This is a genomic window from Frigoribacterium sp. RIT-PI-h (assembly GCF_001297205.1).
Classification (GTDB): Bacteria; Actinomycetota; Actinomycetes; order Actinomycetales; family Microbacteriaceae; genus Frigoribacterium.
Map to the genome: position 1 here is coordinate 39,191 of NZ_LHOZ01000042.1, position 22,854 is coordinate 62,044.

At 69.7% G+C, this 22,854-nt stretch carries 26 protein-coding genes and 1 pseudogene; 25 read left to right on the top strand and 2 right to left on the bottom strand.

Annotated features, from left to right (window positions below):
* Window position 1: 1 nt before the first annotated feature.
* The 8 genes and pseudogenes from rplF to map all read left to right on the top strand — a co-directional run.
* Window positions 2-538 carry a 50S ribosomal protein L6 gene (gene rplF / locus AEQ27_RS03545; protein WP_043593343.1) on the top strand — a complete coding sequence of 179 codons (537 nt, stop codon included), beginning with the start codon at window positions 2-4 and terminating at the stop codon, window positions 536-538.
* Window positions 539-540: 2 nt separating this feature from the next.
* Complete coding sequence (gene rplR, locus AEQ27_RS03550) at window positions 541-912, top strand: 50S ribosomal protein L18 (RefSeq protein ID WP_043593341.1); 372 nt, start codon at window positions 541-543, stop codon at window positions 910-912.
* Window positions 909-1,649 carry a 30S ribosomal protein S5 gene (rpsE, locus tag AEQ27_RS03555; RefSeq protein ID WP_043593339.1) on the top strand — a complete coding sequence of 247 codons (741 nt, stop codon included), beginning with the start codon at window positions 909-911 and terminating at the stop codon, window positions 1,647-1,649. The genes rplR and rpsE overlap by 4 nt, the downstream gene beginning before the upstream one ends.
* Window positions 1,649-1,834, top strand: coding sequence for a 50S ribosomal protein L30 (gene rpmD / locus AEQ27_RS03560; protein WP_043593338.1), 186 nt, complete (start codon window positions 1,649-1,651; stop codon window positions 1,832-1,834). The genes rpsE and rpmD overlap by 1 nt, the downstream gene beginning before the upstream one ends.
* Window positions 1,834-2,469 carry a 50S ribosomal protein L15 gene (gene rplO / locus AEQ27_RS03565; RefSeq protein ID WP_082059801.1) on the top strand — a complete coding sequence of 212 codons (636 nt, stop codon included), beginning with the start codon at window positions 1,834-1,836 and terminating at the stop codon, window positions 2,467-2,469. The genes rpmD and rplO overlap by 1 nt, the downstream gene beginning before the upstream one ends.
* Before the next feature lie 72 nt (window positions 2,470-2,541).
* Window positions 2,542-3,864 (top strand): preprotein translocase subunit SecY, encoded by a 1,323-nt coding sequence (gene secY, locus AEQ27_RS03570; protein ID WP_043593336.1) that lies wholly within the window; start codon window positions 2,542-2,544, stop codon window positions 3,862-3,864.
* On the top strand, window positions 3,861-4,481 hold the full coding sequence (locus AEQ27_RS03575; RefSeq protein ID WP_054145426.1) for an adenylate kinase: 621 nt from the start codon (window positions 3,861-3,863) through the stop codon (window positions 4,479-4,481). The genes secY and AEQ27_RS03575 overlap by 4 nt, the downstream gene beginning before the upstream one ends.
* A 4-nt stretch (window positions 4,482-4,485) precedes the next feature.
* Window positions 4,486-5,313, top strand: a pseudogene (map, locus tag AEQ27_RS18230) (type I methionyl aminopeptidase); the annotation flags it as partial.
* A gap of 56 nt (window positions 5,314-5,369) precedes the next feature.
* Here map and AEQ27_RS18235 read toward each other — a convergent pair.
* The gene (locus AEQ27_RS18235; RefSeq protein ID WP_054145429.1) at window positions 5,370-6,566 is read right to left on the bottom strand and encodes an LCP family protein; all 1,197 of its coding nucleotides are present in this window, start codon (window positions 6,564-6,566) and stop codon (window positions 5,370-5,372) included.
* A 299-nt stretch (window positions 6,567-6,865) separates the two neighbouring features.
* Between AEQ27_RS18235 and infA the strand changes: the two genes are divergently transcribed.
* The 11 genes from infA (at window position 6,866) to glmM (ending at window position 16,581) form a co-directional block, all read left to right on the top strand.
* Window positions 6,866-7,087, top strand: coding sequence for a translation initiation factor IF-1 (infA, locus tag AEQ27_RS03595; RefSeq protein ID WP_043593329.1), 222 nt, complete (start codon window positions 6,866-6,868; stop codon window positions 7,085-7,087).
* Window positions 7,088-7,155: 68 nt separating this feature from the next.
* Window positions 7,156-7,272, top strand: a complete 117-nt coding sequence (gene rpmJ, locus AEQ27_RS03600; protein ID WP_043593327.1) for a 50S ribosomal protein L36 — start codon at window positions 7,156-7,158, stop codon at window positions 7,270-7,272.
* A gap of 190 nt (window positions 7,273-7,462) precedes the next feature.
* Window positions 7,463-7,837: a 30S ribosomal protein S13 gene (gene rpsM / locus AEQ27_RS03605; protein ID WP_043593325.1), complete on the top strand. Its 375-nt coding sequence runs from the start codon at window positions 7,463-7,465 to the stop codon at window positions 7,835-7,837.
* A 45-nt stretch (window positions 7,838-7,882) separates the two neighbouring features.
* Entirely contained in the window at window positions 7,883-8,281 is a 399-nt protein-coding gene (gene rpsK, locus AEQ27_RS03610) for a 30S ribosomal protein S11 (RefSeq protein ID WP_043593323.1), read from the top strand.
* A 191-nt stretch (window positions 8,282-8,472) separates the two neighbouring features.
* A complete protein-coding gene (locus AEQ27_RS03615; protein WP_043593322.1) occupies window positions 8,473-9,468 on the top strand; it encodes a DNA-directed RNA polymerase subunit alpha in 996 nt (331 codons plus the stop codon).
* A 49-nt stretch (window positions 9,469-9,517) separates the two neighbouring features.
* Window positions 9,518-10,084 (top strand): 50S ribosomal protein L17, encoded by a 567-nt coding sequence (gene rplQ / locus AEQ27_RS03620; RefSeq protein WP_054145430.1) that lies wholly within the window; start codon window positions 9,518-9,520, stop codon window positions 10,082-10,084.
* Window positions 10,085-10,245: 161 nt separating this feature from the next.
* Window positions 10,246-13,020 carry an ExeM/NucH family extracellular endonuclease gene (locus tag AEQ27_RS03625; RefSeq protein WP_054145431.1) on the top strand — a complete coding sequence of 925 codons (2,775 nt, stop codon included), beginning with the start codon at window positions 10,246-10,248 and terminating at the stop codon, window positions 13,018-13,020.
* A gap of 112 nt (window positions 13,021-13,132) precedes the next feature.
* Window positions 13,133-14,032, top strand: coding sequence for a tRNA pseudouridine(38-40) synthase TruA (locus tag AEQ27_RS03630; RefSeq protein ID WP_235450962.1), 900 nt, complete (start codon window positions 13,133-13,135; stop codon window positions 14,030-14,032).
* 195 nt (window positions 14,033-14,227) lie between these two features.
* Window positions 14,228-14,674, top strand: a complete 447-nt coding sequence (gene rplM / locus AEQ27_RS03635; protein ID WP_043593314.1) for a 50S ribosomal protein L13 — start codon at window positions 14,228-14,230, stop codon at window positions 14,672-14,674.
* 32 nt (window positions 14,675-14,706) lie between these two features.
* Window positions 14,707-15,192, top strand: coding sequence for a 30S ribosomal protein S9 (rpsI, locus tag AEQ27_RS03640; protein ID WP_082059799.1), 486 nt, complete (start codon window positions 14,707-14,709; stop codon window positions 15,190-15,192).
* A 27-nt stretch (window positions 15,193-15,219) separates the two neighbouring features.
* Window positions 15,220-16,581: a phosphoglucosamine mutase gene (gene glmM / locus AEQ27_RS03645; RefSeq protein WP_054145432.1), complete on the top strand. Its 1,362-nt coding sequence runs from the start codon at window positions 15,220-15,222 to the stop codon at window positions 16,579-16,581.
* A gap of 96 nt (window positions 16,582-16,677) precedes the next feature.
* Here glmM and coaA read toward each other — a convergent pair whose 3' ends face one another.
* Window positions 16,678-17,634 carry a type I pantothenate kinase gene (coaA, locus tag AEQ27_RS03650; RefSeq protein ID WP_054145433.1) on the bottom strand — a complete coding sequence of 319 codons (957 nt, stop codon included), beginning with the start codon at window positions 17,632-17,634 and terminating at the stop codon, window positions 16,678-16,680.
* Between the two features lie 83 nt (window positions 17,635-17,717).
* Between coaA and glmS the strand changes: the two genes are divergently transcribed.
* From glmS to tsaE, 6 genes are read left to right on the top strand one after another with little or no spacing between them, the layout of a single operon-like run.
* On the top strand, window positions 17,718-19,571 hold the full coding sequence (gene glmS, locus AEQ27_RS03655; protein ID WP_054145434.1) for a glutamine--fructose-6-phosphate transaminase (isomerizing): 1,854 nt from the start codon (window positions 17,718-17,720) through the stop codon (window positions 19,569-19,571).
* A 41-nt stretch (window positions 19,572-19,612) separates the two neighbouring features.
* The gene (locus AEQ27_RS03660; RefSeq protein WP_054145435.1) at window positions 19,613-20,035 is read left to right on the top strand and encodes a holo-ACP synthase; all 423 of its coding nucleotides are present in this window, start codon (window positions 19,613-19,615) and stop codon (window positions 20,033-20,035) included.
* The gene (locus AEQ27_RS18510) at window positions 20,032-20,409 is read left to right on the top strand and encodes an alanine racemase (RefSeq protein WP_255349747.1); all 378 of its coding nucleotides are present in this window, start codon (window positions 20,032-20,034) and stop codon (window positions 20,407-20,409) included. Before AEQ27_RS03660 ends, AEQ27_RS18510 begins: the two co-directional genes overlap by 4 nt.
* Entirely contained in the window at window positions 20,331-21,122 is a 792-nt protein-coding gene (gene alr, locus AEQ27_RS03665) for an alanine racemase (protein WP_255349748.1), read from the top strand. The genes AEQ27_RS18510 and alr (AEQ27_RS03665) overlap by 79 nt, the downstream gene beginning before the upstream one ends.
* The gene (gene alr, locus AEQ27_RS03670; protein ID WP_054145436.1) at window positions 21,119-22,255 is read left to right on the top strand and encodes an alanine racemase; all 1,137 of its coding nucleotides are present in this window, start codon (window positions 21,119-21,121) and stop codon (window positions 22,253-22,255) included. The genes alr (AEQ27_RS03665) and alr (AEQ27_RS03670) overlap by 4 nt, the downstream gene beginning before the upstream one ends.
* The gene (tsaE, locus tag AEQ27_RS03675) at window positions 22,252-22,830 is read left to right on the top strand and encodes a tRNA (adenosine(37)-N6)-threonylcarbamoyltransferase complex ATPase subunit type 1 TsaE (protein WP_369813580.1); all 579 of its coding nucleotides are present in this window, start codon (window positions 22,252-22,254) and stop codon (window positions 22,828-22,830) included. The genes alr (AEQ27_RS03670) and tsaE overlap by 4 nt, the downstream gene beginning before the upstream one ends.
* Window positions 22,831-22,854 lie beyond the last annotated feature (24 nt).

Here is a 22,854-nt window from a genome sequence, read left to right on the forward strand (position 1 = left end):
CATGTCTCGAATCGGAAGACTCCCCATCTCGATCCCTGCCGGGGTCGACGTGAAGATCGACGGCCAGGCCGTCAGCGTCAAGGGCCCCAAGGGTGAGCTGTCGCTCGTCGTCAAGAGCCCCATCGAAGCCAAGATCGAAGAAGGCACGGTCGTCGTGACCCGTCCGGACGACGAGCGCGAGTCGCGTTCGCTCCACGGCCTCACGCGAACCCTGATCGCCAACCAGATCATCGGCGTCACCGAGGGCTACACCAAGGGCCTCGAGGTCGTCGGAACCGGCTACCGCGTCCAGGCCAAGGGCTCGAACGTCGAGTTCGCCCTGGGCTACTCGCACCCCATCACCGTCGAGCCGCCCGCGGGCATCAGCTTCACGGTCGAGGGCAACAACAAGCTCACCGTCGTCGGGATCGACAAGCAGGCCGTCGGCGAGATGGCTGCCAACATCCGCAAGCTGCGCAAGCCCGAGCCCTACAAGGGCAAGGGTGTCCGCTACGCCGGCGAGGTCGTCCGCCGCAAGGCCGGAAAGTCAGGTAAGTAATCATGGGTCTCGGTACACGAGGAAAAAGCAAGTCGGCTGCCACCAAGCGCCGTCACACCCGCCTGCGCAAGAAGGTCGTGGGCACCGAAGAGCGCCCCCGTCTCGTCGTCACCCGTTCGGCCCGGCACGTCTTCGTGCAGGTCGTCGACGACAGCAAGGGCTTCACCGTCGCCAGCGCATCGACCCTCGAGGCCGACCTGCGCACGTTCGACGGTGACAAGACCGCGAAGTCCCGCAAGGTCGGCGAGCTCGTCGCCGAGCGTGCGAAGGCTGCGGGCATCGAGGCCGTCGTGTTCGATCGCGGCGGCAACAAGTACGCCGGACGCGTCGCGGCCATCGCCGAAGGCGCCCGAGAGGCTGGTTTGAACCTGTGAGCGACGCTACGAACACCACTCCCCCCGCAGAGACCGAAGCGACCAAGGCGCCGGCCGAGGCCGTCGTCGAGCGTCCCGTCGAGACCGCTGCCGGCTCGGAGTCGAACAACCGCGAGGGTGGTCGCACCGACCGCCGCGGCGGCCAGGGTCGCGGTGACCGCAACCAGGGTGGCCGCGGACGCGGCGACCGTGACGACAAGAGCCAGTTCCTGGAGCGCGTCGTCACGATCAACCGCGTGTCGAAGGTCGTCAAGGGCGGTCGTCGCTTCAGCTTCACCGCGCTCGTCGTCGTCGGTGACGGCAACGGCCTGGTCGGTGTCGGCTACGGCAAGGCCCGAGAGGTCCCCACGGCCATCAGCAAGGGCGTCGAAGAGGCCAAGAAGAACTTCTTCCGCGTCCCGCGCATCGGCAACACGATCCCGCACCCCGTGCAGGGTGAGGCCGCTGCCGGCGTCGTCATGCTGCGTCCGGCTTCGGCCGGTACCGGTGTCATCGCCGGTGGTCCCGTCCGCGCCGTGCTCGAGTGCGCCGGCGTGCACGACGTCCTGAGCAAGTCGCTCGGTTCGTCGAACACGATCAACATCGTCCACGCCACGGTCGAGGCATTGCAGCAGCTCGAAGAGCCGCGCGCCGTCGCCGCCCGTCGTGGACTCGACATCGACGCTGTCATGCCGGCCTTCATGGTCCGTGCCGAGCAGGCAGCTCGTACCGCCGCAACCGAGAAGGCAGGTGCCTGATGGCCGCCAACCTCAAGGTGACCCAGATCAAGTCCGTAATCAGCGAGAAGCAGAACCAGCGTGACACGCTGCGGAGCCTGGGCCTCAAGCGCATCGGCCAGTCGGTCGTTCGCGAGGACACCAAGCAGAACCGCGGCTACGTCAACACGGTCGCCCACCTCGTGAAGGTCGAGGAGATTGACTAATGGCTGACGAGAAGAACGAGGCCGCCGCGAAGGCCGCCCCGAAGAAGGCCGCCGCCCCCAAGGCGACGACCACCAAGGCTGCAGCTCCCAAGGCCGCAGCCAAGAAGCCCGCCGCCGACAAGGCCGCTGCTTCGACGGGCTCGACCACCAAGGTCGCTCCCGCCTCGACGACGTCCTCCGACGACGTCGCGCGTCCCCAGGTGCTCAAGGTGCACCACCTTCGTCCGGCTCCCGGTGCCAAGAAGGCGAAGACGCGCGTCGGTCGTGGTGAGGGCTCGAAGGGCAAGACGGCCGGTCGTGGCACCAAGGGTCAGAAGGCCCGGTACCAGGTCAAGGTCGGCTTCGAGGGTGGCCAGATGCCGCTCCACATGCGTACTCCGAAGCTGCGCGGGTTCAAGAACCCGTTCCGCGTCGAGTACCAGGTGGTCAACCTCGAGAAGCTGAACGAGCTCTACCCGCAGGGTGGTGACGTCACCGTCGGTGACCTCGTCGCCAAGGGTGCCGTTCGGAAGAACGAGAAGGTCAAGGTCCTCGGACAGGGCGATCTGAGCGTCAAGCTCACCGTCGCGGTCGACAAGGTCTCCGGCTCCGCCGAAGACAAGATCGTCGCCGCCGGCGGGTCCGTCAGCAAGTAAAAATCACCTGAGGGGGTGGTCCGCCAGGGCCACCCCCATCAGTCGTCCATCCTTCATACCGGGAGGCCCCACGTGTTCAGAGCTGTCGCGCGCATCATGCGCACCCCCGACCTGCGTCGCAAGATCGGGTTCACGCTCGGCATCATCGCGCTCTTCCGGCTGGGTAGCTTCATCCCCGCGCCGTTCGTCGACTACCAGAACGTCCAGGCCTGCCTCGCCGGCAACCAGGGCACCTCGGGTCTCTACGAGCTCGTCAACCTGTTCAGCGGTGGCGCTCTGCTGCAGCTGTCGGTCTTCGCGCTGGGCATCATGCCCTACATCACCTCGTCGATCATCGTGCAGTTGCTGCGCGTGGTCATCCCTCACTTCGACACCCTCTACAAAGAGGGCCAGTCGGGGCAGGCGAAGCTCACGCAGTACACGCGGTACCTCACCATCGCCCTGGGAGTCCTCCAGTCCACGACCCTCATCACCGTGGCCCGCTCCGGAGCCCTCTTCGGTTCGTCGGGCATCGCCGAGTGCAGCCAGCTGATCACGAACGACGCGTGGTACGCCGTCATGCTCATGGTCGTCACGATGACCGCCGGTACCGGCCTCATCATGTGGATGGGCGAACTCATCACCGAGCGCGGCATCGGCAACGGCATGTCGCTGCTGATCTTCACCTCGATCGCCGCCCGCTTCCCGACCGCCCTCTGGAGCATCGCCCAGTCGCGGAGCTTCGAGATCTTCCTGCTCGTCATCGCCGTCGGTCTGATCATCATGGCGCTCGTCGTCTTCGTCGAGCAGTCCCAGCGGCGGATTCCCGTCCAGTACGCCAAGCGAATGGTCGGGCGGCGAACCTACGGCGGAAACAACACGTACATCCCGATCAAGGTCAACATGGCGGGCGTCGTGCCGGTCATCTTCGCCTCGTCGTTGCTCTACCTGCCTGCCCTGGTGGCACAGTTCAACCAGCCCTCCGACGGCACGGCTCCGCCGGCGTGGGTCAGTTGGGTGCAGGCGAACCTCACCTCGGGTGACAACCCGCTCTACATGGTGCTGTACTTCGCGCTCATCGTCGGGTTCACGTACTTCTACGTCGCGATCACCTTCAACCCCGAAGAAGTCGCCGACAACATGAAGAAGTACGGCGGGTTCATCCCTGGCATCCGTGCCGGTCGCCCCACCGCCGAGTACCTCGACTACGTGCTGACGCGGGTGACCCTGCCAGGTGCCCTGTACCTCGGCATCATCGCACTCATCCCGCTGATCGCTCTGGCCACGGTCGGTGCGAACCAGAACTTCCCCTTCGGAGGTGCCAGCATCTTGATCATCGTGGGCGTCGGTCTCGAGACGGTCAAGCAGATCGACTCGCAGCTCCAGCAGCGTCACTACGAGGGTCTGCTCCGATGAGTGCCGCTGAGACCCGACTCAGCCCGCGCCTCCTCATCGTCGGTCCCCCCGGGGCCGGCAAGGGCACCCAAGCGGTCGCCATCGCCGAATCGTTGGGCATCCCGGCGATCTCGACCGGTGACATCTTCCGCGCCAACGTCAAGAACGAGACCGAACTCGGCCTCAAGGTCAAGGCGATCCTCGACGCGGGCGACTACGTCCCGGACAGCCTCACCAACGAGCTCATCTCCGACCGGCTCTCGCAGGACGACGCGGCCGAGGGCTTCCTTCTCGACGGGTACCCGCGCACGCTCCAGCAGGTCGAGTTCCTTGACGAGCACCTCGCCGAGCAGGGTCAGTCCTTGACGACCGTGGTCCAGCTCGTCGCCGACCGCGACGAGATCGTCGAGCGTCTCCGCAAGCGTGCCCTCGACCAGGGGCGTTCTGACGACACCGAGGACGCCATCCGCCACCGCCAGGACGTCTACCTCCGCGAGACCGCTCCACTGATCGACACGTACCGAGAGCGTGGCCTGCTGGTCGAGGTCGACGGGCTCGGCAGCATCGATGAGGTCGCCGGGCGCATCGAGTCGGCTCTCGCCGCCCGCGGGTTCACGTCCGTCGCCTCGGCTTCCTGACCTCGTGGCGTTCCGCCGCTCCGGCATCTACAAGACCGCCGACGAACTCCGACGACTGGTCGCGCCGGGACTCCTGACGGCCGCGTCGCTCGATGCCGTCCAGTCCGTCGTGCGACCCGGCGTGTCGACCCTCGAGCTCGACGCCGTCGCCGAGGCCGCCATCCGTGACGGTGGGGGAGAACCCAACTTCATGTTGGTTCCCGGCTACCGCCACACGGTGTGCGCGTCGGTCGGCGACGAGGTCGTCCACGGCATCCCGGGCTCCCGCGTCCTGGCGGCGGGCGACCTCGTCTCGATCGACAGTGGCGCGCAACTCGACGGGTGGAACGGCGACAGCGCACGCACCTTCGTCCTGGACGACGCCGACCGCCCCGACGTGGTGGCCGAGCGCCGTCGTCTGAACGAGGTCACCGAGCAATCCCTCTGGCACGGCATCGCCGCCTTGGCGTCGGCTTCGCACCTCAACGAGGTCGGTGGCGCCATCGAGGACTACATCGACGCGCAGGGCGACTACGGCATCATCGAGGACTACACCGGTCACGGCATCGGGCGATCGATGCACGAAGACCCGCCGGTCTTCAACTACCGCGTCCGCGGACGTGGCCCCGCCGTCCGGCCGGGCCTGGTGATCGCCATCGAGCCCATGGTGACCTCCGGCGGCATCGACACGGTCACCCACGACGACGGCTGGACCGTCAGCACACGCGACGGCTCGCTGCCCGCGCACTGGGAGCACTCGATCGCGGTGCACGCCGCCGGCCTCCGGGTGCTCACGGCACTCGACGGTGGTGCCGCGGGACTGGCGCCGCTGGGTGTGACGCCCGTCCCGATCGCCGGCCCCGCGCCTCCTCGGTCCGTCTCGGCGACGCCGAGGAGGCGCGGTGCGGCTCAGCGGGACGAGCCGACGCTGCAGGTGGCCTCGGCCGCGGACTGCCCCGTGATCGTCGACGGCAGTGTCGTCGTCGGTGCGGCCGTCGTCGACGGGTCGACCGGGGCCGTGGATCCGGCGGCCGCATCGGACGGTGACGACGTCTCGCTCGGCACGGCGGGGGGCGTGGGCTCCCCCGGCGCGGTACCGTCCGTGACCGAACCGCGCCCCGCGCCGTCGTCGCCGAGGGGGAACTTCTCGTCGGCGTTGAGAGCGGCATTGAGGGCTGCGGCATCGGTCGTGGATTCGACCACCCGGTTGGAGTCGCGCGGGTCGTCGACGACCGGGTACTGGACGAAGACGATCCCTGCGGGCTGGATGTCCTTCAGCGCGAGGGCCAGGCGCACGAGCGTGTCGGGGGAGTCGAGGGTCGATGACAGCGTCATGTTGCTCAGGGCGGCCGAGGCGAGTTTGTAGAGCGTCGTGACGTCGCCGAGCGTCCCGCCCGAGATGATCTCGCGCATCATCGACGACAGGAAGACCTGCTGCGAGCTGATGCGCGCGATGTCGCTGCCGTCGCCCACGCCGTGTCGGGTGCGCAGGAACGCGAGCGCCTCGGCGCCCTGCAGGGAGTGGGTGCCCGCGCCGAGGTCGATGCCCGAGTCGGTGTCACGGATCGTCCGCGTGACGCAGACGTCGACCCCGCCGATCGCGTTCGACATCTCGATGACGCCGTCGAAGGTGATCTTGCCGGCGTAGGGGATCGCCAGGCCGGTCATGCCCTCGACCGTCTTGACGGTGCACGAGAGTCCACCGCGTCCGAGGGTGGTGTTGAACTGCACGTGGTCCTCGGCGGGGGAGACCTGCCCGTCGTCGCCGACGCATTCGGGCACGTCGATCATGAGGTCGCGCGGAAAGCTCACGGCGGTCAGTTGCGTGTGGTCCGCCGAGAGGTGGGCCAGGATCGTCACGTCGTTGCGGACGCCGTCCACTTCGCCGGCGTCGACCTGGCTGCCGTCGTCGCGCTCGTCGCTGCCCACCAGCAGGATGTTGGCGCCGCCCTCGATGGCCGAGATGTCGACGCCGGCGACCTCGTCCTCGTTGCCCAGGGAGACGGTCTGCACCCCGGAGGTCGCGGTGCGGACCGCGATCGCCGCGATGGACACACCGCTCACGAGCACGACGGCCATGGCCCCCGCGACCAGGGCCAGCAGCATGCGAACGGGGCCCCGGCGGCGGAGCCGACCGTGGCGAGCGACCCCCCGGGGGGACGAGCGGGTGGTCGAGCGGTCAGGCATGGTGCTCCCGGCAGTCGTGACGCGTATCCGACGAGACGACGACCGACGTGGTCGCCAGAGGTCGACGGGTGCTCCGGCGTGTCGGGTTGACCGGCCGGGTTGCTGAACTATACCGGCATCACCTAGGATCGATCTTTGGTGTTCCATGTGCGTTTCTGCGCGCCTGGGCATCGCATCCCCGCACGACCAACACCCCTATTCTTAGCGACAGTGAGGCTATGGCCAAAAAAGACGGTGTCATCGAAATCGAAGGCGCAGTGATCGAAGCTCTGCCCAACGCGATGTTCCGCGTTGAGTTGACCAACGGACACAGGGTCCTCGCGCACATCTCCGGCAAGATGCGGCAGCACTACATCCGCATCCTGCCCGAAGACCGTGTGATCGTGGAGCTCAGCCCCTACGACCTGACCCGCGGCCGGATCGTCTACCGCTACAAGTAGGGCGTGCTGGAAAGGAACGGCCCCACGCACCCGTGGGGCACGAAGCCAGCGAGATCAAGGAAACAACGATGAAGGTCAACCCCAGCGTCAAGCCCATCTGCGAGCACTGCAAGGTCATCCGCCGCAAGGGCAACGTCATGGTCATCTGCAAGAGCAACCCGCGCCACAAGCAGCGCCAGGGCTGACTCGTCCGCCGCTCCGGCGGCGTGCCGATGCCGACCCGGCCGAGCCGGGTCACACAGCAACACCCTCCCAGCAGCACCAGAACTCGTCACGACCACCCGACAGGGTGGGCGGAGGCGGGGGACACCCCGGGTCGGAGGCCCGGGCACCGGTGCTGTGACAGACCTCCACCATCTCTGAAAAGAGGCCATCATGGCACGTCTAGCAGGCGTTGACATCCCGCGCGACAAGCGCGTCGAAGTCGCACTGACCTACATCTACGGAGTCGGCCGCACCAGCGCGCTCAAGACTCTCGCCGAGACCGAGATCGACGGCAACATCCGCGTCAAGGACCTCACGGACGACCAGCTCGTCCTGCTCCGCGACTACATCGAGGGCAACTACAAGGTCGAGGGCGACCTCCGCCGCGAGGTGGCCGCCGACATCCGCCGCAAGGTCGAGATCGGCAGCTACGAGGGCATCCGCCACCGCCGTGGCCTCCCCGTCCGCGGCCAGCGCACCAAGACGAACGCTCGTACCCGCAAGGGCCCGAAGCGCACCGTCGCCGGCAAGAAGAAGGCTCGATAGGCCTCGGCTCCCGCCGTACGCCCCTCAAGGTTGTAGGAGAAAAAATTGGCAGCACCGAAGACGGCCGCGCGTAAGCCCCGCCGCAAAGAGAAGAAGAACGTCGCCGTGGGTCAGGCCCACATCAAGAGCACGTTCAACAACACGATCGTCTCGATCACCGACCCCTCGGGCGCCGTCCTGAGCTGGGCCTCGTCCGGCGCCGTCGGCTTCAAGGGTTCGCGTAAGTCGACCCCGTTCGCCGCGCAGCTCGCCGCCGAGTCCGCTGCCCGCCAGGCGCAGGAGCACGGTGTCAAGAAGGTCGACGTCTTCGTCAAGGGCCCGGGTTCGGGTCGCGAGACGGCGATCCGTTCGCTCCAGGCCGCAGGCCTCGAGGTCGGTTCGATCAACGACGTCACCCCCCAGGCGCACAACGGCTGCCGCCCGCCGAAGCGTCGTCGCGTCTAACTGAGTTCCCGCCCGCCGCACCCGGCACGGGCCCCGTCATCGGGGTCCGCCGGGTCGGCGGGCACCCCCGCGTCAGCACCGCCTCCCGCGTGTTCGCCCGAGGTGCCCACAACTCAACAGACCCGACGGGCCAGCCACCTGTCGTACCGCCAAGAGTCATATAGCGGACTCTTCGCCGAAAGGAATAAACAGTGCTCATTGCACAGCGCCCCACCCTCACCGAGGAGAACATCTCGGAGTTCCGCTCCCGCTTCGTGATCGAGCCGCTCGAGCCCGGCTTCGGTTACACCCTCGGCAACTCGCTGCGCCGCACGCTTCTCTCGTCGATCCCCGGCGCTGCTGTCACCAGCATCCGCATCGACGGCGTGCTGCACGAGTTCACGACCGTCCCCGGTGTGAAGGAAGACGTCACAGAGGTCATCCTCAACATCAAGCAGCTGGTCGTCGCCAGCGAGCACGACGAGCCCATCACGGCCTACCTGCGCAAGCAGGGTGCCGGCCAGGTCACGGCCGCCGACATCTCGGCTCCGGCCGGTGTCGAGATCCACAACCCCGAGCTCGTCATCGCCACGCTGAACGACAAGGCGAAGTTCGAGCTCGAGCTCACGATCGAGCGTGGCCGCGGCTACGTGTCGGCCGTGCAGAACCGCAGCGAGTTCAGCGAAGCCGGTCAGATCCCGATCGACTCGATCTACTCGCCCGTGCTCAAGGTCACCTACCGTGTCGAGGCGACGCGTGCCGGTGAGCGGACGGACTTCGACCGTCTGGTCGTCGACGTCGAGTCGAAGCCGTCGATCTCGCCGCGTGACGCCATCGCGTCGGCCGGTCGCACGCTGACCGAGCTGTTCGGTCTGGCCCGCGAGCTCAACACGGCCGCCGAGGGCATCGAGATCGGCCCCGCGCCGGTCGACGCCGTCCTGTCGAGCGAACTGCAGACCCCGATCGAAGACCTCGACCTGTCGGTCCGCAGCTACAACTGCCTGAAGCGCGAGGGCATCAACACGGTGTCCGAGCTGGTCGCCCTGTCCGAGACCCAGTTGATGAACATCCGCAACTTCGGTCAGAAGTCGGTCGACGAGGTGAAGGACAAGCTCGTCGAGCTCGGCCTCTCGCTGAAAGACACGGTCCCCGGGTTCGACGGAGCCCACTTCTACAGCGGTTACGACGAAGAAGAGACCACCAACTAGGTCTCTCCGCCCGACGCCCTCCACTCTCGACACCACTTAGGAACAGACAATGCCCAAGCCCACCAAGGGACCCCGCCTCGGAGGCGGCCCGGCGCACGAGCGCCTCATGCTGGCCAACCTCGCCGCCTCGCTCTTCGAGCACAAGACGATCAAGACGACCGAGACCAAGGCCAAGCGCCTCCGTCCCGTCGCCGAGCGTCTCGTGACCTTCGCGAAGCGTGGCGACCTGCACTCGCGTCGTCGCGCCATGCAGACCCTGCGCAACAACAAAGAGGCCGCGCACATCCTCTTCACCGAGATCGCCCCGCTGGTCGAGAACCGTGACGGCGGCTACACCCGCATCACGAAGCTCGGCTTCCGCAAGGGCGACAACGCGTCGATGGTGTCGATCGAGCTCGTCCTCGAGCCCGTGACCCCCAAGGTCAAGAACTCGAAGACCACCGCCACGGCGGCTCCGGTCGCCGAGTCCGCCGACGACGAGCCCACCGAGGCCCCCGTCGACGAGACCGAGACGGTCGAGGAGTCCGCTCCCGTCGAGACCGAGACCGAGACGGCTGCCGCCGACGAGGTCGAGGCCGACGCCGCTGCCAAGTCGGACGACGAAGCAGCCAAGTAGCCCCACCAGCACCACCCGGAGGGCCCGTCACCGTGAGGTGACGGGCCCTCCGTCGTACCCACAACGGGTGTCGTTTACCTGTGGGACACACGGGGGAAACCCGCCGGGCGGACGAGGGCTCTAGATTCACAGGGTCCTCTTACGAATCACCGAAGGAACCCATGTCACCCCGACCTCGACACACCGCATCGGGCACCGCCGCCCTCGTCGCCGGACTCTCGCTGCTGCTCGGCCCCCTCGTGCCGGTCGCGGCCGTCGCCGCCCCCGACGGCTCCGGCATCGTCATCAACGAGGCGTACTTCAAGGGTGGCAGCGCGAACGCGCCGTACACGAACAAGTTCGTCGAGCTCTACAACCCGACGACGGCGTCGGTCTCGCTGGCCGGATGGTCGCTGCAGTACCGGGCAGCGGCGAACTCGGCGCCCTTCACGAGCATCGGCGCCCTCAGCGGCTCCGTCGCTCCCGGTGGGTACTTCCTCGTCCAGCTCGCGGGCAACGCGACGAACGGCGTCTCGGCAGGTGCCCCCCTCCCCACGCCCGACGTCGTCACCGGCCTCAACCCCGGCGGTGCCAGCGGCACCCTCGTGCTGTCCGACCAGGCGACGGGCCTGACCCTGCCCGGCGGTGCCGTCCCGACGGGCACGCCCGGGGTCGTCGACGTCCTCGGTTACGGCGCGTCCGTCACGTTCGAGACCCGGGCCGCCGAGATCGGCTCGGCGAACTCCGTGCCGACTTCGTACGTGCGGACCGACGGCGTCGACACCGACGACAACGCGGCCGACTTCACGCAGCAGGGGCAGATCACCCCGCAGAACTCCGGCGGCACGGGCAGCGAGCCGGGCCCCGAACCCGAGCCGCAGCCCGAGCCCACCCCCGAGGCCGACGTCACGATCGCGCAGATCCAAGGGGTGACCGGCGCGAGTCCTCTCGGCGGTCGCACGGTGACCACGCGCGGCATCGTCACGGCGACCTACCCCACGGGCGGGCTGGACGGCTACGTCATCCAGACCCCGGGGACCGGAGGCGCGCTCGACCTGTCGACGCACGTCGCGTCGGACGCACTGTTCGTGTACTCCGCGAGCACCGCCTCCTCGGTCGCCGTCGGCGACTACGTCGAGGTCGACGGGACGGTCACCGAGTTCTTCGGCCTGACGCAGATCACCGTCACGGGTGCGTCCTCGCTCCGGCCTCTCGACGCCTCGACCGTCGTGGCGCCGCAGGCGGCGACCGTCGGCCTGCCGGCCACGGACGCCCAGCGTGAGACGCTCGAGAGCATGCTCGTGCTGCCCCAGGGCGAGTTCACCGTCGCGGACACCTACACGACGAACCAGTACGGCGAGGTGAAGCTCGCCTCGGGTGACCGGCCGCTGATCCAGCCCACCGAGGTCGCCCGTCCGGGTTCGGCCGGCTACGCGGCGGTGGTCGCCGACAACGCGGCCCGTGCCGTGACCCTCGACGACGGCGCCACGACGAACTTCTTCACGGCCGCCAACCAGTCGATCCCGGTGCCCTACCTCTCGAACGAGGACCCGGTGACGGTGGGCGCTTCCGTGGCCTTCACGAAGCCGGTCGTGTTCGACTTCCGCAACTCGGCCTGGAAGTACCAGCCGACCGCCCGTCTCACCGGCGACACCGCCTACGGCGACCTGCCGGTCACCTTCGAGGACATCCGCACCGACGCCCCGCGCGAGGTGGGAGGCGACGTGAAGCTCGCCAGCTTCAACGTGCTGAACTACTTCACGACGACGGGTGACTCGATCCCCGGGTGCACCTTCTACGACGACCGGGCGGGGAACCCGCTCACCGTGAACAGCGGCTGCGACGCTCGCGGTGCCGCGAACGCCGAGAACCTCGCCCGCCAGCAGGTGAAGATCGTCACGGCGATCAACGCGCTGGGTGCCGACGTGGTCTCGCTCGAGGAGATCGAGAACTCCGCTCGTTTCGGTGACGACCGCGACTCGGCGCTCGCGACCCTGGTCGGCGCGCTCAACGCCGCGGCCGGCAGCGAGGTCTGGGACTACGCGCGCTCACCGGAGGCGCTGCCCGCCAACGAGGACGTCATCCGTCTCGCATTCATCTACAAGAAGGCCGTCGCCGAACCCGTCGGCGGGTCGACGATCCTGACCGGCTCCGCCGCGTTCAGCAACGCACGCCAGCCGCTCGCGCAGGCCTTCCGTCCCGTCGGCGGTGACGCCGAGTCGACCTTCGTCGCGATCGCGAACCACTTCAAGTCGAAGGGCAGCGGTTCGGGCTCGGACGCCGATCAGGGCGACGGCCAGGGCGGTTCGAACGGCTCGCGCGTGAACCAGGCGAACGCCCTGGTCGCCTTCGCCGCCGAACGCGAGGCCGCCGCCGGCACCGACAAGGTGTTCCTGCTGGGCGACTTCAACGCCTACAGCCAGGAGGACCCGATCCAGGTGCTGCGGGCCGCGGGCTACGTCGACCTCGGCTCCACCGAGACCGACGAGTACAGCTACGTCTTCAGCGGCCTCAGCGGTTCGCTCGACCACGTGCTCGCCTCGCCCGCCGCGGCGGAGGCCGTCACGGGCGTGGACATCTGGAACATCAACTCGGGTGAGGGCATCGGCCTCGAGTACAGCCGCTTCAACTACAACGTGAAGCAGCTCTACCAGGCCGACCAGTTCCGCTCCAGCGACCACGACCCGGTCGTCGTCGGGGTGTCGCTGCTCGAGGCTCCCGTCGACCCGGTGCCGCCGGTCACCGACCCGGGCACGACGCCCGGTGCGGGCGCCGGCCCGACCACGCCGGGTGCTCCCGGGGCCGTCTCGCCGGGCACGACGGTGCCGACCGCGGACGGTTCGCTGGCCTTCACGGGGTCCGCGCCCCTGGCCGGGTGGCTCGCGCTCGCCCTGGTGCTGCTGGCGATGGGCGGCACGGTCCTCGTGGTCCGCCGCCGCGCCTCCCGCGTGGGCTAGGCGGACACGCCGGACGGCGGTCGTGACCCGGGTGACCGGGTCGCGACCGCCGTCGTCGTCCGGCCACCCGGCGGTCCGAGGAGGCGCGGTGTCGGCCCCGTAGGATCGTCGGGTGACGATCGACGCCCCGGCCCTGACGCGCCTCCGTCTCGGGGTCGCGTACGACGGCACCGGCTTCTCGGGCTGGAGCGAGCAGCCCGGCCGTCGCACGGTCCAGGGCGAGATCGAGGCCGCGCTGCAGACGCTCTTCCGCCGGCTGGGCGACGTGCCGACCGTGACCGTGGCGGGCCGCACGGACGCCGGCGTGCACGCGCGCGGGCAGGTGGTGCACCTCGACCTCACCGACGCCCAGATCGCCCAGCTGCAGAAGCCGCACCGCGGCATGCGTGACCAGTCGCCCCTCGACGCCCCGACCGTGCTGGCCCGTCGCTTGAACGGGTTGGCGGGCGCGAGCGACGAGATCGTGATCTCGGGTGCGCGAGTCGCGCCTCCCGGTTTCCATGCCCGCTTCGGCGCTCTCTGGCGACGGTACGAGTACCGCATCGCCGACCGTGGGGCCGAACGCGACCCCACCCGACGCAGCCACACGCTCTGGTACGACCAGCACCTCGACCTCGACCTGATGAACGCCACGGCCGCGGGCCTGCTCGGCCTGCACGACTGGGCCGCCTACTGCCGGCACCGCGACTACGCGACCACCATCCGCGAGCTGCAGGTGTTCTCGTGGAGGCGCGAAGGCGACGGCGTGCTGGTCGCCTCGGTGCAGGCCGACGCGTTCTGCCACAACCTCGTGCGCAACCTGGTGGGCGCCTGCGTCGCCGTCGGCGAGGGAGCGATGGAGGCGCATCGTGCGGTGGGCGTGCGCCGCGAGGCCCAGCGCAACGGCGAGTTCCGTGTCGTGCCCGCCCACGGGCTCACGATGGTCGAGGTCGGCTACCCGCCCGACGACGAGATGGCCGCCCGGGTGGCCCTGACGCAGGTGAAGCGGTCACACGACCAGCTGGGGGAGTGACTCCCTCGAGCGAGGCGGGCGGCGGTTGACCGTCTCGCCTGTCTCGGGTATCGTGGGTTCTTGGTGTCTGCGCAACTGCGCGCTTTCGCCCGAAGTTGAGCCCTCCACCTGACTCGTTCTCATCGTCTCTGCGGTGACAACGGCAACGGAGCGGGATTCACGAACCTCTCACCTCGACCAGGAAGCAGCACTACTGTGACGCGCACTTTCTCCCCCAAGCCGGCTGACGTTCAGCCGAACTGGCTGATCATCGACGCCAACGACGTCGTGCTCGGCCGCCTCGCGAGCCACGTGGCAGCCCTGCTGCGCGGCAAGCACAAGCCGACCTTCGCCCCCCACATGGACATGGGCGACTTCGTCATCGTCATCAACGCCGACAAGGTGGCCCTCACCGGCTCCAAGCTGGCCGAGAAGCTCTACTACCGTCACTCGGGCTACCCGGGCGGCATCACGGCCACCACGTACTCCGAGATGGTCGAGAAGCACCCCACCCGTGCGGTCGAGAAGGCCATCCGTGGCATGCTGCCGAAGAACTCGCTGGGCCGTGCCCAGATCAAGAAGCTGAAGGTGTACGCGGGTGCCGAGCACCCCCACGCTGCTCAGCAGCCCACGGTTTACACCCTCGACCAGGTCGCCCAGTAGCGTCCGCCTTCAGACTTAAGGACCCCCACACAGTGGCTCAGATCGCAGATTCCATCGACCAGGCTCCCGAGAGCTTCACCACCGAGAGCTCGGCCCCCGAGGCCGCCGCGACGCCCCGCCCCGTGCTGAGCGTCGGCGGTTCCGCCGTCGGTCGTCGCAAAGAGGCCATCGCCCGCGCGCGCCTCACGCCCGGCTCCGGCACGATCGTCGTGAACGGTCGCACCCTCGAGGACTACTTCCCCAACAAGCTGCACCAGCAGCTGATCAACGACCCGTTCAAGGTCCTCGACCTGCTCGGCTCGTACGACGTGGCCGTCAAGGTCACCGGTGGCGGCCCCTCGGGCCAGGCCGGTGCCCTCCGTCTCGCCATCGCCCGTGCGCTGAACGAGATCGACCGCGAGAACAACCGCGCCACGCTCAAGAAGGCCGGCTTCCTCACCCGTGACGCCCGCGTCATCGAGCGCAAGAAGGCCGGTCTCAAGAAGGCCCGCAAGGCCTCGCAGTTCTCGAAGCGCTAACCAGCACCACACAAGGCAGGTCTCGCGATGTCGCGTTTGTTCGGTACCGACGGTGTCAGAGGCCTCGCCAACCGTGAATTGACCGCCGCGCTCGCCCTGGGGCTCTCCCAGGCGAGCGCGGTGGTTCTCACGAAGGGGCATCACGCCGATGCCCGCCGCGCCGAAGGGCGGCGACCCGTCGCCGTCGTCGCGCGCGACCCCCGCATCTCCGGTGAGTTCCTCACCGCCGCCGTCTGCGCAGGGCTCGCCAGCTCGGGCGTCGACGTGCTCGACGCCGGCGTCATCCCGACCCCCGCCGCGGCCTTCCTGGTCGACGACATCGGGGCCGACTTCGGCGTGATGATCAGCGCCTCGCACAACCCGGCGCCCGACAACGGCATCAAGTTCTTCGCCTTCGGCGGCACGAAGCTGCCCGACGAGGTGGAAGACCGCATCGAGGCCGCCATGGCCGATCCTCAGCTGATGCCCATCGGTGGCGACGTCGGCCGCATCCGCCGTTTCGCCGACGCCGAAGACCGGTACGTGCTGCACCTGCTCGGTGCCCTGCCCAACCGACTCGACGGCATCCACGTCGTCCTCGACTGCGCCCACGGCGCCGCCTCGGCGGTCTCGCCCGAGGTCTTCACCGACGCCGGTGCGACCGTCACCCTGATCGGTGCCGACCCCGACGGCGTCAACATCAACGACGGCGTGGGGTCCACCCACCTCGACAACCTCGCGAAGGCCGTCCTCGAGCACGGTGCCGACGTCGGCATCGCGCACGACGGCGACGCCGACCGCTGCCTGGCCGTCGACGCGACGGGTGCGGTGGTCGACGGCGACCAGATCATGGCCATCATCGCCCTGGCCCAGAAAGAGCGCGGCGCGCTCGTCGGCGACACCCTCGTCGCGACCGTCATGAGCAACCTCGGCCTCATCCGTGCCATGGCCGACCACGGCATCACGGTGCGTCAGACCAAGGTCGGCGACCGCTACGTGCTCGAGGACATGAACGAGCACGGCTTCACCCTCGGCGGCGAGCAGTCCGGCCACATCGTCTTCGCCGACTACGCCACCACCGGCGACGGCATCCTCACCGGCCTCTCGCTCGTGGCCCGCATGGCCGCGACCGGCAAGAGCCTGGCCGAGCTCGCCTCGGTCATGACGGTCTTCCCGCAGATCATGATCAACGTGCGCGACGTCGACCGTTCGCGCGCCGCGTCCGACGAGGGCGTGGCCGAGGCCGTGCGCCGGTTCGAGGCCGAGCTCGGCGACACCGGCCGGGTGCTGCTCCGCCCCTCGGGCACCGAGCCCGTCGTGCGCGTGATGGTCGAGGCCGCCGACCAGGCGACCGCCGACCGCGTCGCCCACGCGCTGGCCGACGTCGTCCGTGAGCGACTCGCCCTCTGAGCCGCGCGGCGGACGGGGTGCGTCGTCGCGATGACGCCACCCGCGCCTCCTGACCGGACCCCGCCCCTCATCGGGACGGGGCGTCGTCGCCGCGGGTCAGATCTTGCGCAGCAGGACCGAGCTGACCTTGTGGTCGGCGGCCTTCCGCAGGACGAGCGTCGCCCGTGACCGGGTCGGCAGCACGTTCTCGATCAGGTTCGGCTCGTTGACCGACTTCCAGACGCCCGAGGCGAACGACCTGGCCTCGGGCTCGCTCATGTCGGCGAAGCGGTGGAAGAACGAGCGCTCTTGCGTGAACGCGCTCTTCTGCAGGGCGAGGAACCGCTCGACGAACCAGTTCTCGATGTCGCCGGTGCGGGCGTCGACGTAGACCGTGAAGTCGAACAGGTCGCTGAGGGCGAGCCGGCCGGCGACGGCGGGCTGCAGCACGTTGAGCCCCTCGACGATCAGGATGTCGGGCCGGCGCACGACGACCTCGGCGCTCGGCATGATGTCGTAGCTGGTGTGCGAGTAGAACGGCGCACGCACCTCTTCGGCACCGCTCTTGACCTGCGAGACGAACCGCAGCAGGTGGCGGCGGTCGTACGACTCGGGGAACCCCTTGCGGCTCATGATGCCGCGGCGTTCGAGCTCGGCGTTCGGGTAGAGGAACCCGTCGGTGGTCACCAGCTCGACGCGAGGGGTGTCGTCCCAGCGGCTCAGCAGTTCACGCAGGAGGCGCGCCACGGTCGACTTGCCGACGGCCACCGACCCGGCGACGCCGATCACGAAGGGCGTGCGTTGGGCGCGCTCACCGAGGAAGTCGCTCGTCGCCCGGTGCAGGTTGCGGGCGCCGGCGGCGTAGAGGTTGAGGAGGCGGCTGAGCGGGACGTAGACGTCCTGCACCTCGCGCATGTCGAGGCGGTCGCCGAGACCACGCAACTGCACGATCTCGGTCTCGGTCAGCGGCAGGCGCGTCGTCGGGGCCAGGTCGGCCCAGGCGTCGCGCCCGATCTCGACGAAGGGGCTCGCGTGCACGGCGGAGGGCGCGGTCGTCGGGTTGGCTTCGGCCATGCGCACGAGGCTACCGGTCCGGGGTCGGCGCGAGTCGGCACGGCCCGCCGGGCTCTCGGACGGGAACCTCTAAGATCGACCGCATGTGTGGAATCGTGGGATACGTCGGAACGGGTGACAAGAGCATCGAGGTGCTGCTGGGCGGTCTCAAGCGACTCGAGTACCGCGGGTACGACTCGGCGGGAGTCGCCGTGATCGACGCCGCGGGCGACCTCGGCACCCGCAAGAAGGCCGGCAAGCTGCAGATGCTCGTCGACGACCTCGAGGCGACGCCGCTGACCGACGGCACGACCGGCATCGGCCACACCCGGTGGGCGACCCACGGTGGCCCGACCGACGAGAACGCGCATCCCCACCTGTCGGACGACGGCAAGCTCGCCCTCATCCACAACGGCATCATCGAGAACTTCTCCGAGCTCAAGGCCGAGCTGCTCGCCGAGGGCGTCGAGTTCCTCAGCGAGACCGACTCCGAGGTCGCCGCGCACCTGGTCGCCCGCGCCTACCGTGCCTCCGGCGACCTGACCGAGGCCCTGCGCACGGTCGTCAACACCCTCGACGGCGCCTTCACGCTGCTCGTCGTGCACGCCGACCAGCCGGGCGTCGTCGTCGGTGCCCGCCGCAACTCGCCCCTGGTCATCGGCCTGGGCGACGGCGAGAACTTCCTCGGCAGCGACGTCGCGGCCTTCGTCGCGCACACCCGTCGTGCCATGTCGATCGGTCAAGACCAGTTGGTGACGATCCGTCCCGACTCGGTCGAGGTCGTCGACTTCACCGGCGCACCGGTCGAGACGACCGAGTTCGAGGTCGACTGGGACGCCTCGGCCGCCGAGAAGGGCGGCTGGTCCAGCTTCATGGCGAAAGAGATCAGCGAGGAGCCCGAGGCCGTCGCCAAGACGCTGCTCGGACGCATCACCGCCGACGGCGCCGTGACCCTGTCCGAGCTCGACGGCGTGCGCGAACGCCTGCTGACCGTCGACCGCGTCATCGTCATCGCCTGCGGCACCGCCGCCTACGCCGGCATCCTCGGCAAGTACGCCATCGAGCAGTGGGCCCGCGTCCCCGTCGAGGTCGAGCTGGCGCACGAGTTCCGCTACCGCGACCCGGTGCTCGACGAGAAGACCCTCGTCGTGTCGATCAGCCAGTCGGGCGAGACGATGGACACCCTGATGGCCGTCAAGTACGCCCGCGAGCAGGGTGCCCAGGTGCTCTCGATCTGCAACACCCAGGGCTCGACGATCCCGCGCGAGTCCGACGCCGTGCTCTACACGCACGCCGGCCCCGAGGTCGCCGTCGCGTCGACCAAGGCGTTCGTCGCCCAGGGCACCGCGCTCTTCCTGCTGGGCCTGCACCTCGCGACCCTGCGGGGCACGCTCAGCACCGAGGCCATCGCCGAGCAGGTCGCCGACCTGCACGAGATCCCCGGCAAGATCGAGCAGGTGCTCGAGTCGTCCGAGCGCATCAAGACCCTCGCCGGCTGGATGGCCGACACCCGGTCGGTGTTGTTCCTCGGTCGCCACGTGGGCTACCCGATCGCCCTCGAGGGGGCGCTCAAGCTGAAAGAGCTGGCCTACATCCACGCCGAGGGCTTCGCCGCCGGCGAGCTCAAGCACGGCCCGATCGCGCTGATCGAGCCCGGTCAGATCGTCTTCGTCATCGTCCCCAGCCCGCGCGACCCGCGCTCGTTGCACCCCAAGGTCGTCTCGAACATCCAAGAGATCCGTGCGCGCGGCGCCCGGGTCATCGCGATCGCCGAAGAGGGCGACGCCGCGGTGCTGCCCTTCGCCGACGAGGTGCTGCACATCCCGCTGGCGGCCCCGCTCTTCGAGCCCCTGCTGTCGGTCGTGCCGCTGCACGTCTTCGGCATGGAGCTCGCCGCCGCCAAGGGCCTCGACGTCGACCAGCCGCGCAACCTGGCCAAGTCGGTCACCGTCGAGTAACGGGTCGTGCAGCCGGGGCAGGGCATCAGGCGGGTGAGGACGTGATCGTGGGCATCGGCGTCGACGTCGTCGACCTCGAACGCTTCGGCCGCTCGATCGAGCGCACCCCGGCTCTCGCGACGCGACTGTTCCGGGCCGACGAACTCGTCCTGCGTGACGGCAGCCCGCGCGGGCGCCAGTCGCTGGCGGCCCGCTTCGCCGCCAAGGAGGCGCTGATCAAGTCCCTGGGCGGCTCCACCGGGGTGCGCTGGCACGACGTCGTGGTCGTCTCCGACGACCAAGGAGCCCCGTCGCTCGTCCTCAGCGGGGGAGCACGGTCGCTGGCGGACTCGCGGGGCGTCGCGCGCCTCCACCTGTCGCTCAGCCACGACGGCGGGGTGGCGGTCGCCTACGTGGTCGCCGAAGGTGACGGCCGCGGCGCTGCCGACCACGACGACGCACACCACGAAGGGGCAGACCGATGACCCACGACGTCACCATCACCGTCGACACGGCCGCGCTGCGACACAACGTCGAGGTGTTGCGGGCGGCCGTCGCGCCCGCGGCCGTCATGGCCGTGGTCAAGGCCAACGCCTACGGCCACGGTGCCGTGGAGTGCGCCCGGGCCTTCGTCGAGGCCGGCGTCGACTGGCTCGGCGTGGCCGCCCTGCCCGAGGCCGTGGCCCTGCGCCGCGCCGGTGTCGAGGCGCCCGGGCGCGCCCGGCTGCACGCTCCCGACGAGGACCTCGTCGGGCCCCCGCGCCCGGCACCCCCCCGGCGGTGTCTAGCGTCGACCAGCTCGAGGCGGCCGTGGCGGCCGGCGTCCGCGCGGTCCACCTGGCGATCGACACGGGACTGAGCCGCAACGGGGCCGTCGAGTCCGAGTGGCCCGAGCTGTTCGAGCGCGCGGCCGACCACGCCGCCGTCGTGCCGGTCGAGGGCCTCATGACCCACGTGTCCAACGCCTCGTCCGAAGAGGACGGCCTGCAGACGGCCCGCTTCGCCCGCGCCTCCGCGATGCTCGACGAGCTGGGCGTGCGGCCGCCCCTGCTGCACGTCGCCGCCTCGGCGGCGGCGCGCGACTACGTCGGGTCGGGGGCCACGATGGTGCGCTTCGGCCTCGCGAGTTACGGGCTCAGCCCCTACCCCGACCGCACGTCGGCCGAGCTCGGCCTGCGTCCGGCCATGACCGTGACCGCGCCGGTGACCACCGTCAAGCGGATACCGGCGGGCGAGGGCGTCTCCTACGGCTACCTCTTCCGGCCCGAGCGCGACACGTCGATCGCGATCGTGCCGGCCGGGTACGCGGACGGCATCGACCGGGCCGCGAGCGAGCGCGCGTCCGTGACGATCGGCCAGCGCACCTACCGGGTCCGCGGCCGCATCGCCATGAACGCCCTCGTGATCGACGTGGGCGACGACCCCGTCGAGATCGGTGACGAGGTCGTGCTGTTCGGCGACCCGGTGCTGGGCCGGCAGTCCGCGGCCGACTGGGCCGACGCCATGGGCGGCATCACCTACGAGGTCGTCGCGTGCCTGGCCGCCGGCCTCACCCGGAGGTACACCGCATGAGCGCCGCGACGTCCCTGCGCCGGGCCACGGTCGACCTGGCCGCGTACCGGGCGAACCTCGAGTCGTTGATCGCCCGTCTCGACCCGGTCGAGATCCTGGCCATCGTCAAGGCCGACGCTTACTCGCACGGGGCCGACGTGCTCGTGCCCGAGGCCGTGGCCGCGGGCATCCGCTGGTTCGGCACGGTCGAGCTCGCGCCGGCCCTGAGGATGCGACGTCTGGGCATCGGCGGCGACGCCTCGTTCTTCGCCTGGCAGCTCAGCCCGTCCGACGACCTCGAGGCCGCCGTCGACCTGCGCGTCGACCTGGGGGTGTCGACCCTCGAGCAGCTCGAGTCCGTGGCCGCGGTCGCGCGGGCGCGCGGTGGCGTCGCCCTCCTCCACCTGACGATCGACACCGGGCTGCACCGAGAGGGCTGCCTGCCCTCGGACTGGCCGGCCTTCGTCGCCCGTGCCGTCGAGCTGCGCGACGAGGGCGTGGTCCGCCTCCGCGGCATCTTCTCGCACGTCAGCGAGACGAGCGAGGCCGACGACCAGGCCGCGGCCCGGGTGTTCGAGAAGGCCGTGGCCGACGCCGAGGCGTTCGGTGCCACCGTCGAGAAACGGCACATGTCGTCGAGTTCGGCCGCGCTCGAGCACCCCGAGCGGCGTTTCGACATGGTGCGCATGGGGTCGAACGGCCTGGGGATCCCCGTGACCGAGGGTGTGACCGCCGCCGACCGCGGACTGCGTCCGGTGCTCACGCTGAGCGCGTCCGTCGTCAAGGTCAAGCGCGTCACCGCGGGCACCGGGGTCTCGTACGACTACACGTTCCGTGCTCCGTCCGACACGACGCTCGCCCTCGTGCCCCTGGGCTACGCCGACGGCGTCAGCCGCCGGGCGCAGGGGGCGGTGCACGTCGTCGTGAACGGCGTGCCCCGACCGATCGTGGGCCGGGTCGCCATGGACCAGTTCCTGGTCGACATGGGCGACGACCCGGTCGCGGTCGGCGACGAGGTCGTGCTCTTCGGGCCGGGCGACCGGGGCGAGATGACCATCGGCGAGTGGGCCGACGCCACCGACACGATCCCGGAAGAGGTCGCCTGCCGCGTCGGCGCCCGGGTGCCTCGCGTCTACGTCGGCGGCCGGCCGTGACCACCCCGGGCGGTCCCGTCGAGCTCGCCGTCGCCGACGCCGACGCCATGGAGGCGCTGGGACGTCGGGTGTCCGGCCTGCTGCGAGCGGGTGACCTGCTGGTCCTCACCGGACCGCTCGGTGCCGGCAAGACGACCTTCACGCGCGGCCTGGGCGAGGGCCTCGAGGTCCGCGGCCAGGTGGCGAGCCCGACGTTCGTCCTGGCGCGCACGCACCCGACCGCGTCGGGCACGCCCCTGGTGCACGTCGACGCGTACCGGCTGTCCGGCGAGGCCGAGCTCGACGACCTGGACCTCGACTTCGAGGGCTCGATCGTCGTGGTCGAGTGGGGCGCGGGACTGCTCGACGGGGTGTCCGAGTCGTGGCTCGACGTCGTGATCGAGCGACCGACGGGTGCCCGCGAGGTCACCCCGCCGGGCGATCCCGTCGACGACCCCGACGAGCCGGACGAACCCCGCCGGGTGGCGATCACCCCGCGCGGGCCGCGCGGGCGGGCGGCGGCGCCCGGCGGCGGGCGGGGCAGCCCGCCGCGGGCGGCTCGCCGCGCATCCCCCCGCCGGGCGGTCAGCGGGTGAGAGCGGGTGGTCCCTCGTGTGTGA

Excerpts from the sequence above, each read along its gene's own strand:
- rplF (WP_043593343.1), top strand. The coding sequence starts at position 2 with ATGTCTCGAATCGGAAGACTCCCCATCTCGATCCCTGCCGGGGTCGAC.
- rplR (WP_043593341.1), top strand. The coding sequence starts at position 541 with ATGGGTCTCGGTACACGAGGAAAAAGCAAGTCGGCTGCCACCAAGCGC.
- rpmD (WP_043593338.1), top strand. The coding sequence starts at position 1,649 with ATGGCCGCCAACCTCAAGGTGACCCAGATCAAGTCCGTAATCAGCGAG.
- rplO (WP_082059801.1), top strand. The coding sequence starts at position 1,834 with ATGGCTGACGAGAAGAACGAGGCCGCCGCGAAGGCCGCCCCGAAGAAG.
- AEQ27_RS03575 (WP_054145426.1), top strand. The coding sequence starts at position 3,861 with ATGAGTGCCGCTGAGACCCGACTCAGCCCGCGCCTCCTCATCGTCGGT.
- AEQ27_RS18235 (WP_054145429.1), bottom strand. The coding sequence starts at position 6,566 with ATGCTGCTGGCCCTGGTCGCGGGGGCCATGGCCGTCGTGCTCGTGAGC.
- infA (WP_043593329.1), top strand. The coding sequence starts at position 6,866 with ATGGCCAAAAAAGACGGTGTCATCGAAATCGAAGGCGCAGTGATCGAA.
- rpmJ (WP_043593327.1), top strand. The coding sequence starts at position 7,156 with ATGAAGGTCAACCCCAGCGTCAAGCCCATCTGCGAGCACTGCAAGGTC.
- rpsM (WP_043593325.1), top strand. The coding sequence starts at position 7,463 with ATGGCACGTCTAGCAGGCGTTGACATCCCGCGCGACAAGCGCGTCGAA.
- rplQ (WP_054145430.1), top strand. The coding sequence starts at position 9,518 with ATGCCCAAGCCCACCAAGGGACCCCGCCTCGGAGGCGGCCCGGCGCAC.
- AEQ27_RS03625 (WP_054145431.1), top strand. The coding sequence starts at position 10,246 with ATGTCACCCCGACCTCGACACACCGCATCGGGCACCGCCGCCCTCGTC.
- glmM (WP_054145432.1), top strand. The coding sequence starts at position 15,220 with ATGTCGCGTTTGTTCGGTACCGACGGTGTCAGAGGCCTCGCCAACCGT.
- coaA (WP_054145433.1), bottom strand. The coding sequence starts at position 17,634 with ATGGCCGAAGCCAACCCGACGACCGCGCCCTCCGCCGTGCACGCGAGC.
- glmS (WP_054145434.1), top strand. The coding sequence starts at position 17,718 with ATGTGTGGAATCGTGGGATACGTCGGAACGGGTGACAAGAGCATCGAG.
- AEQ27_RS18510 (WP_255349747.1), top strand. The coding sequence starts at position 20,032 with ATGACCCACGACGTCACCATCACCGTCGACACGGCCGCGCTGCGACAC.
- alr (WP_054145436.1), top strand. The coding sequence starts at position 21,119 with ATGAGCGCCGCGACGTCCCTGCGCCGGGCCACGGTCGACCTGGCCGCG.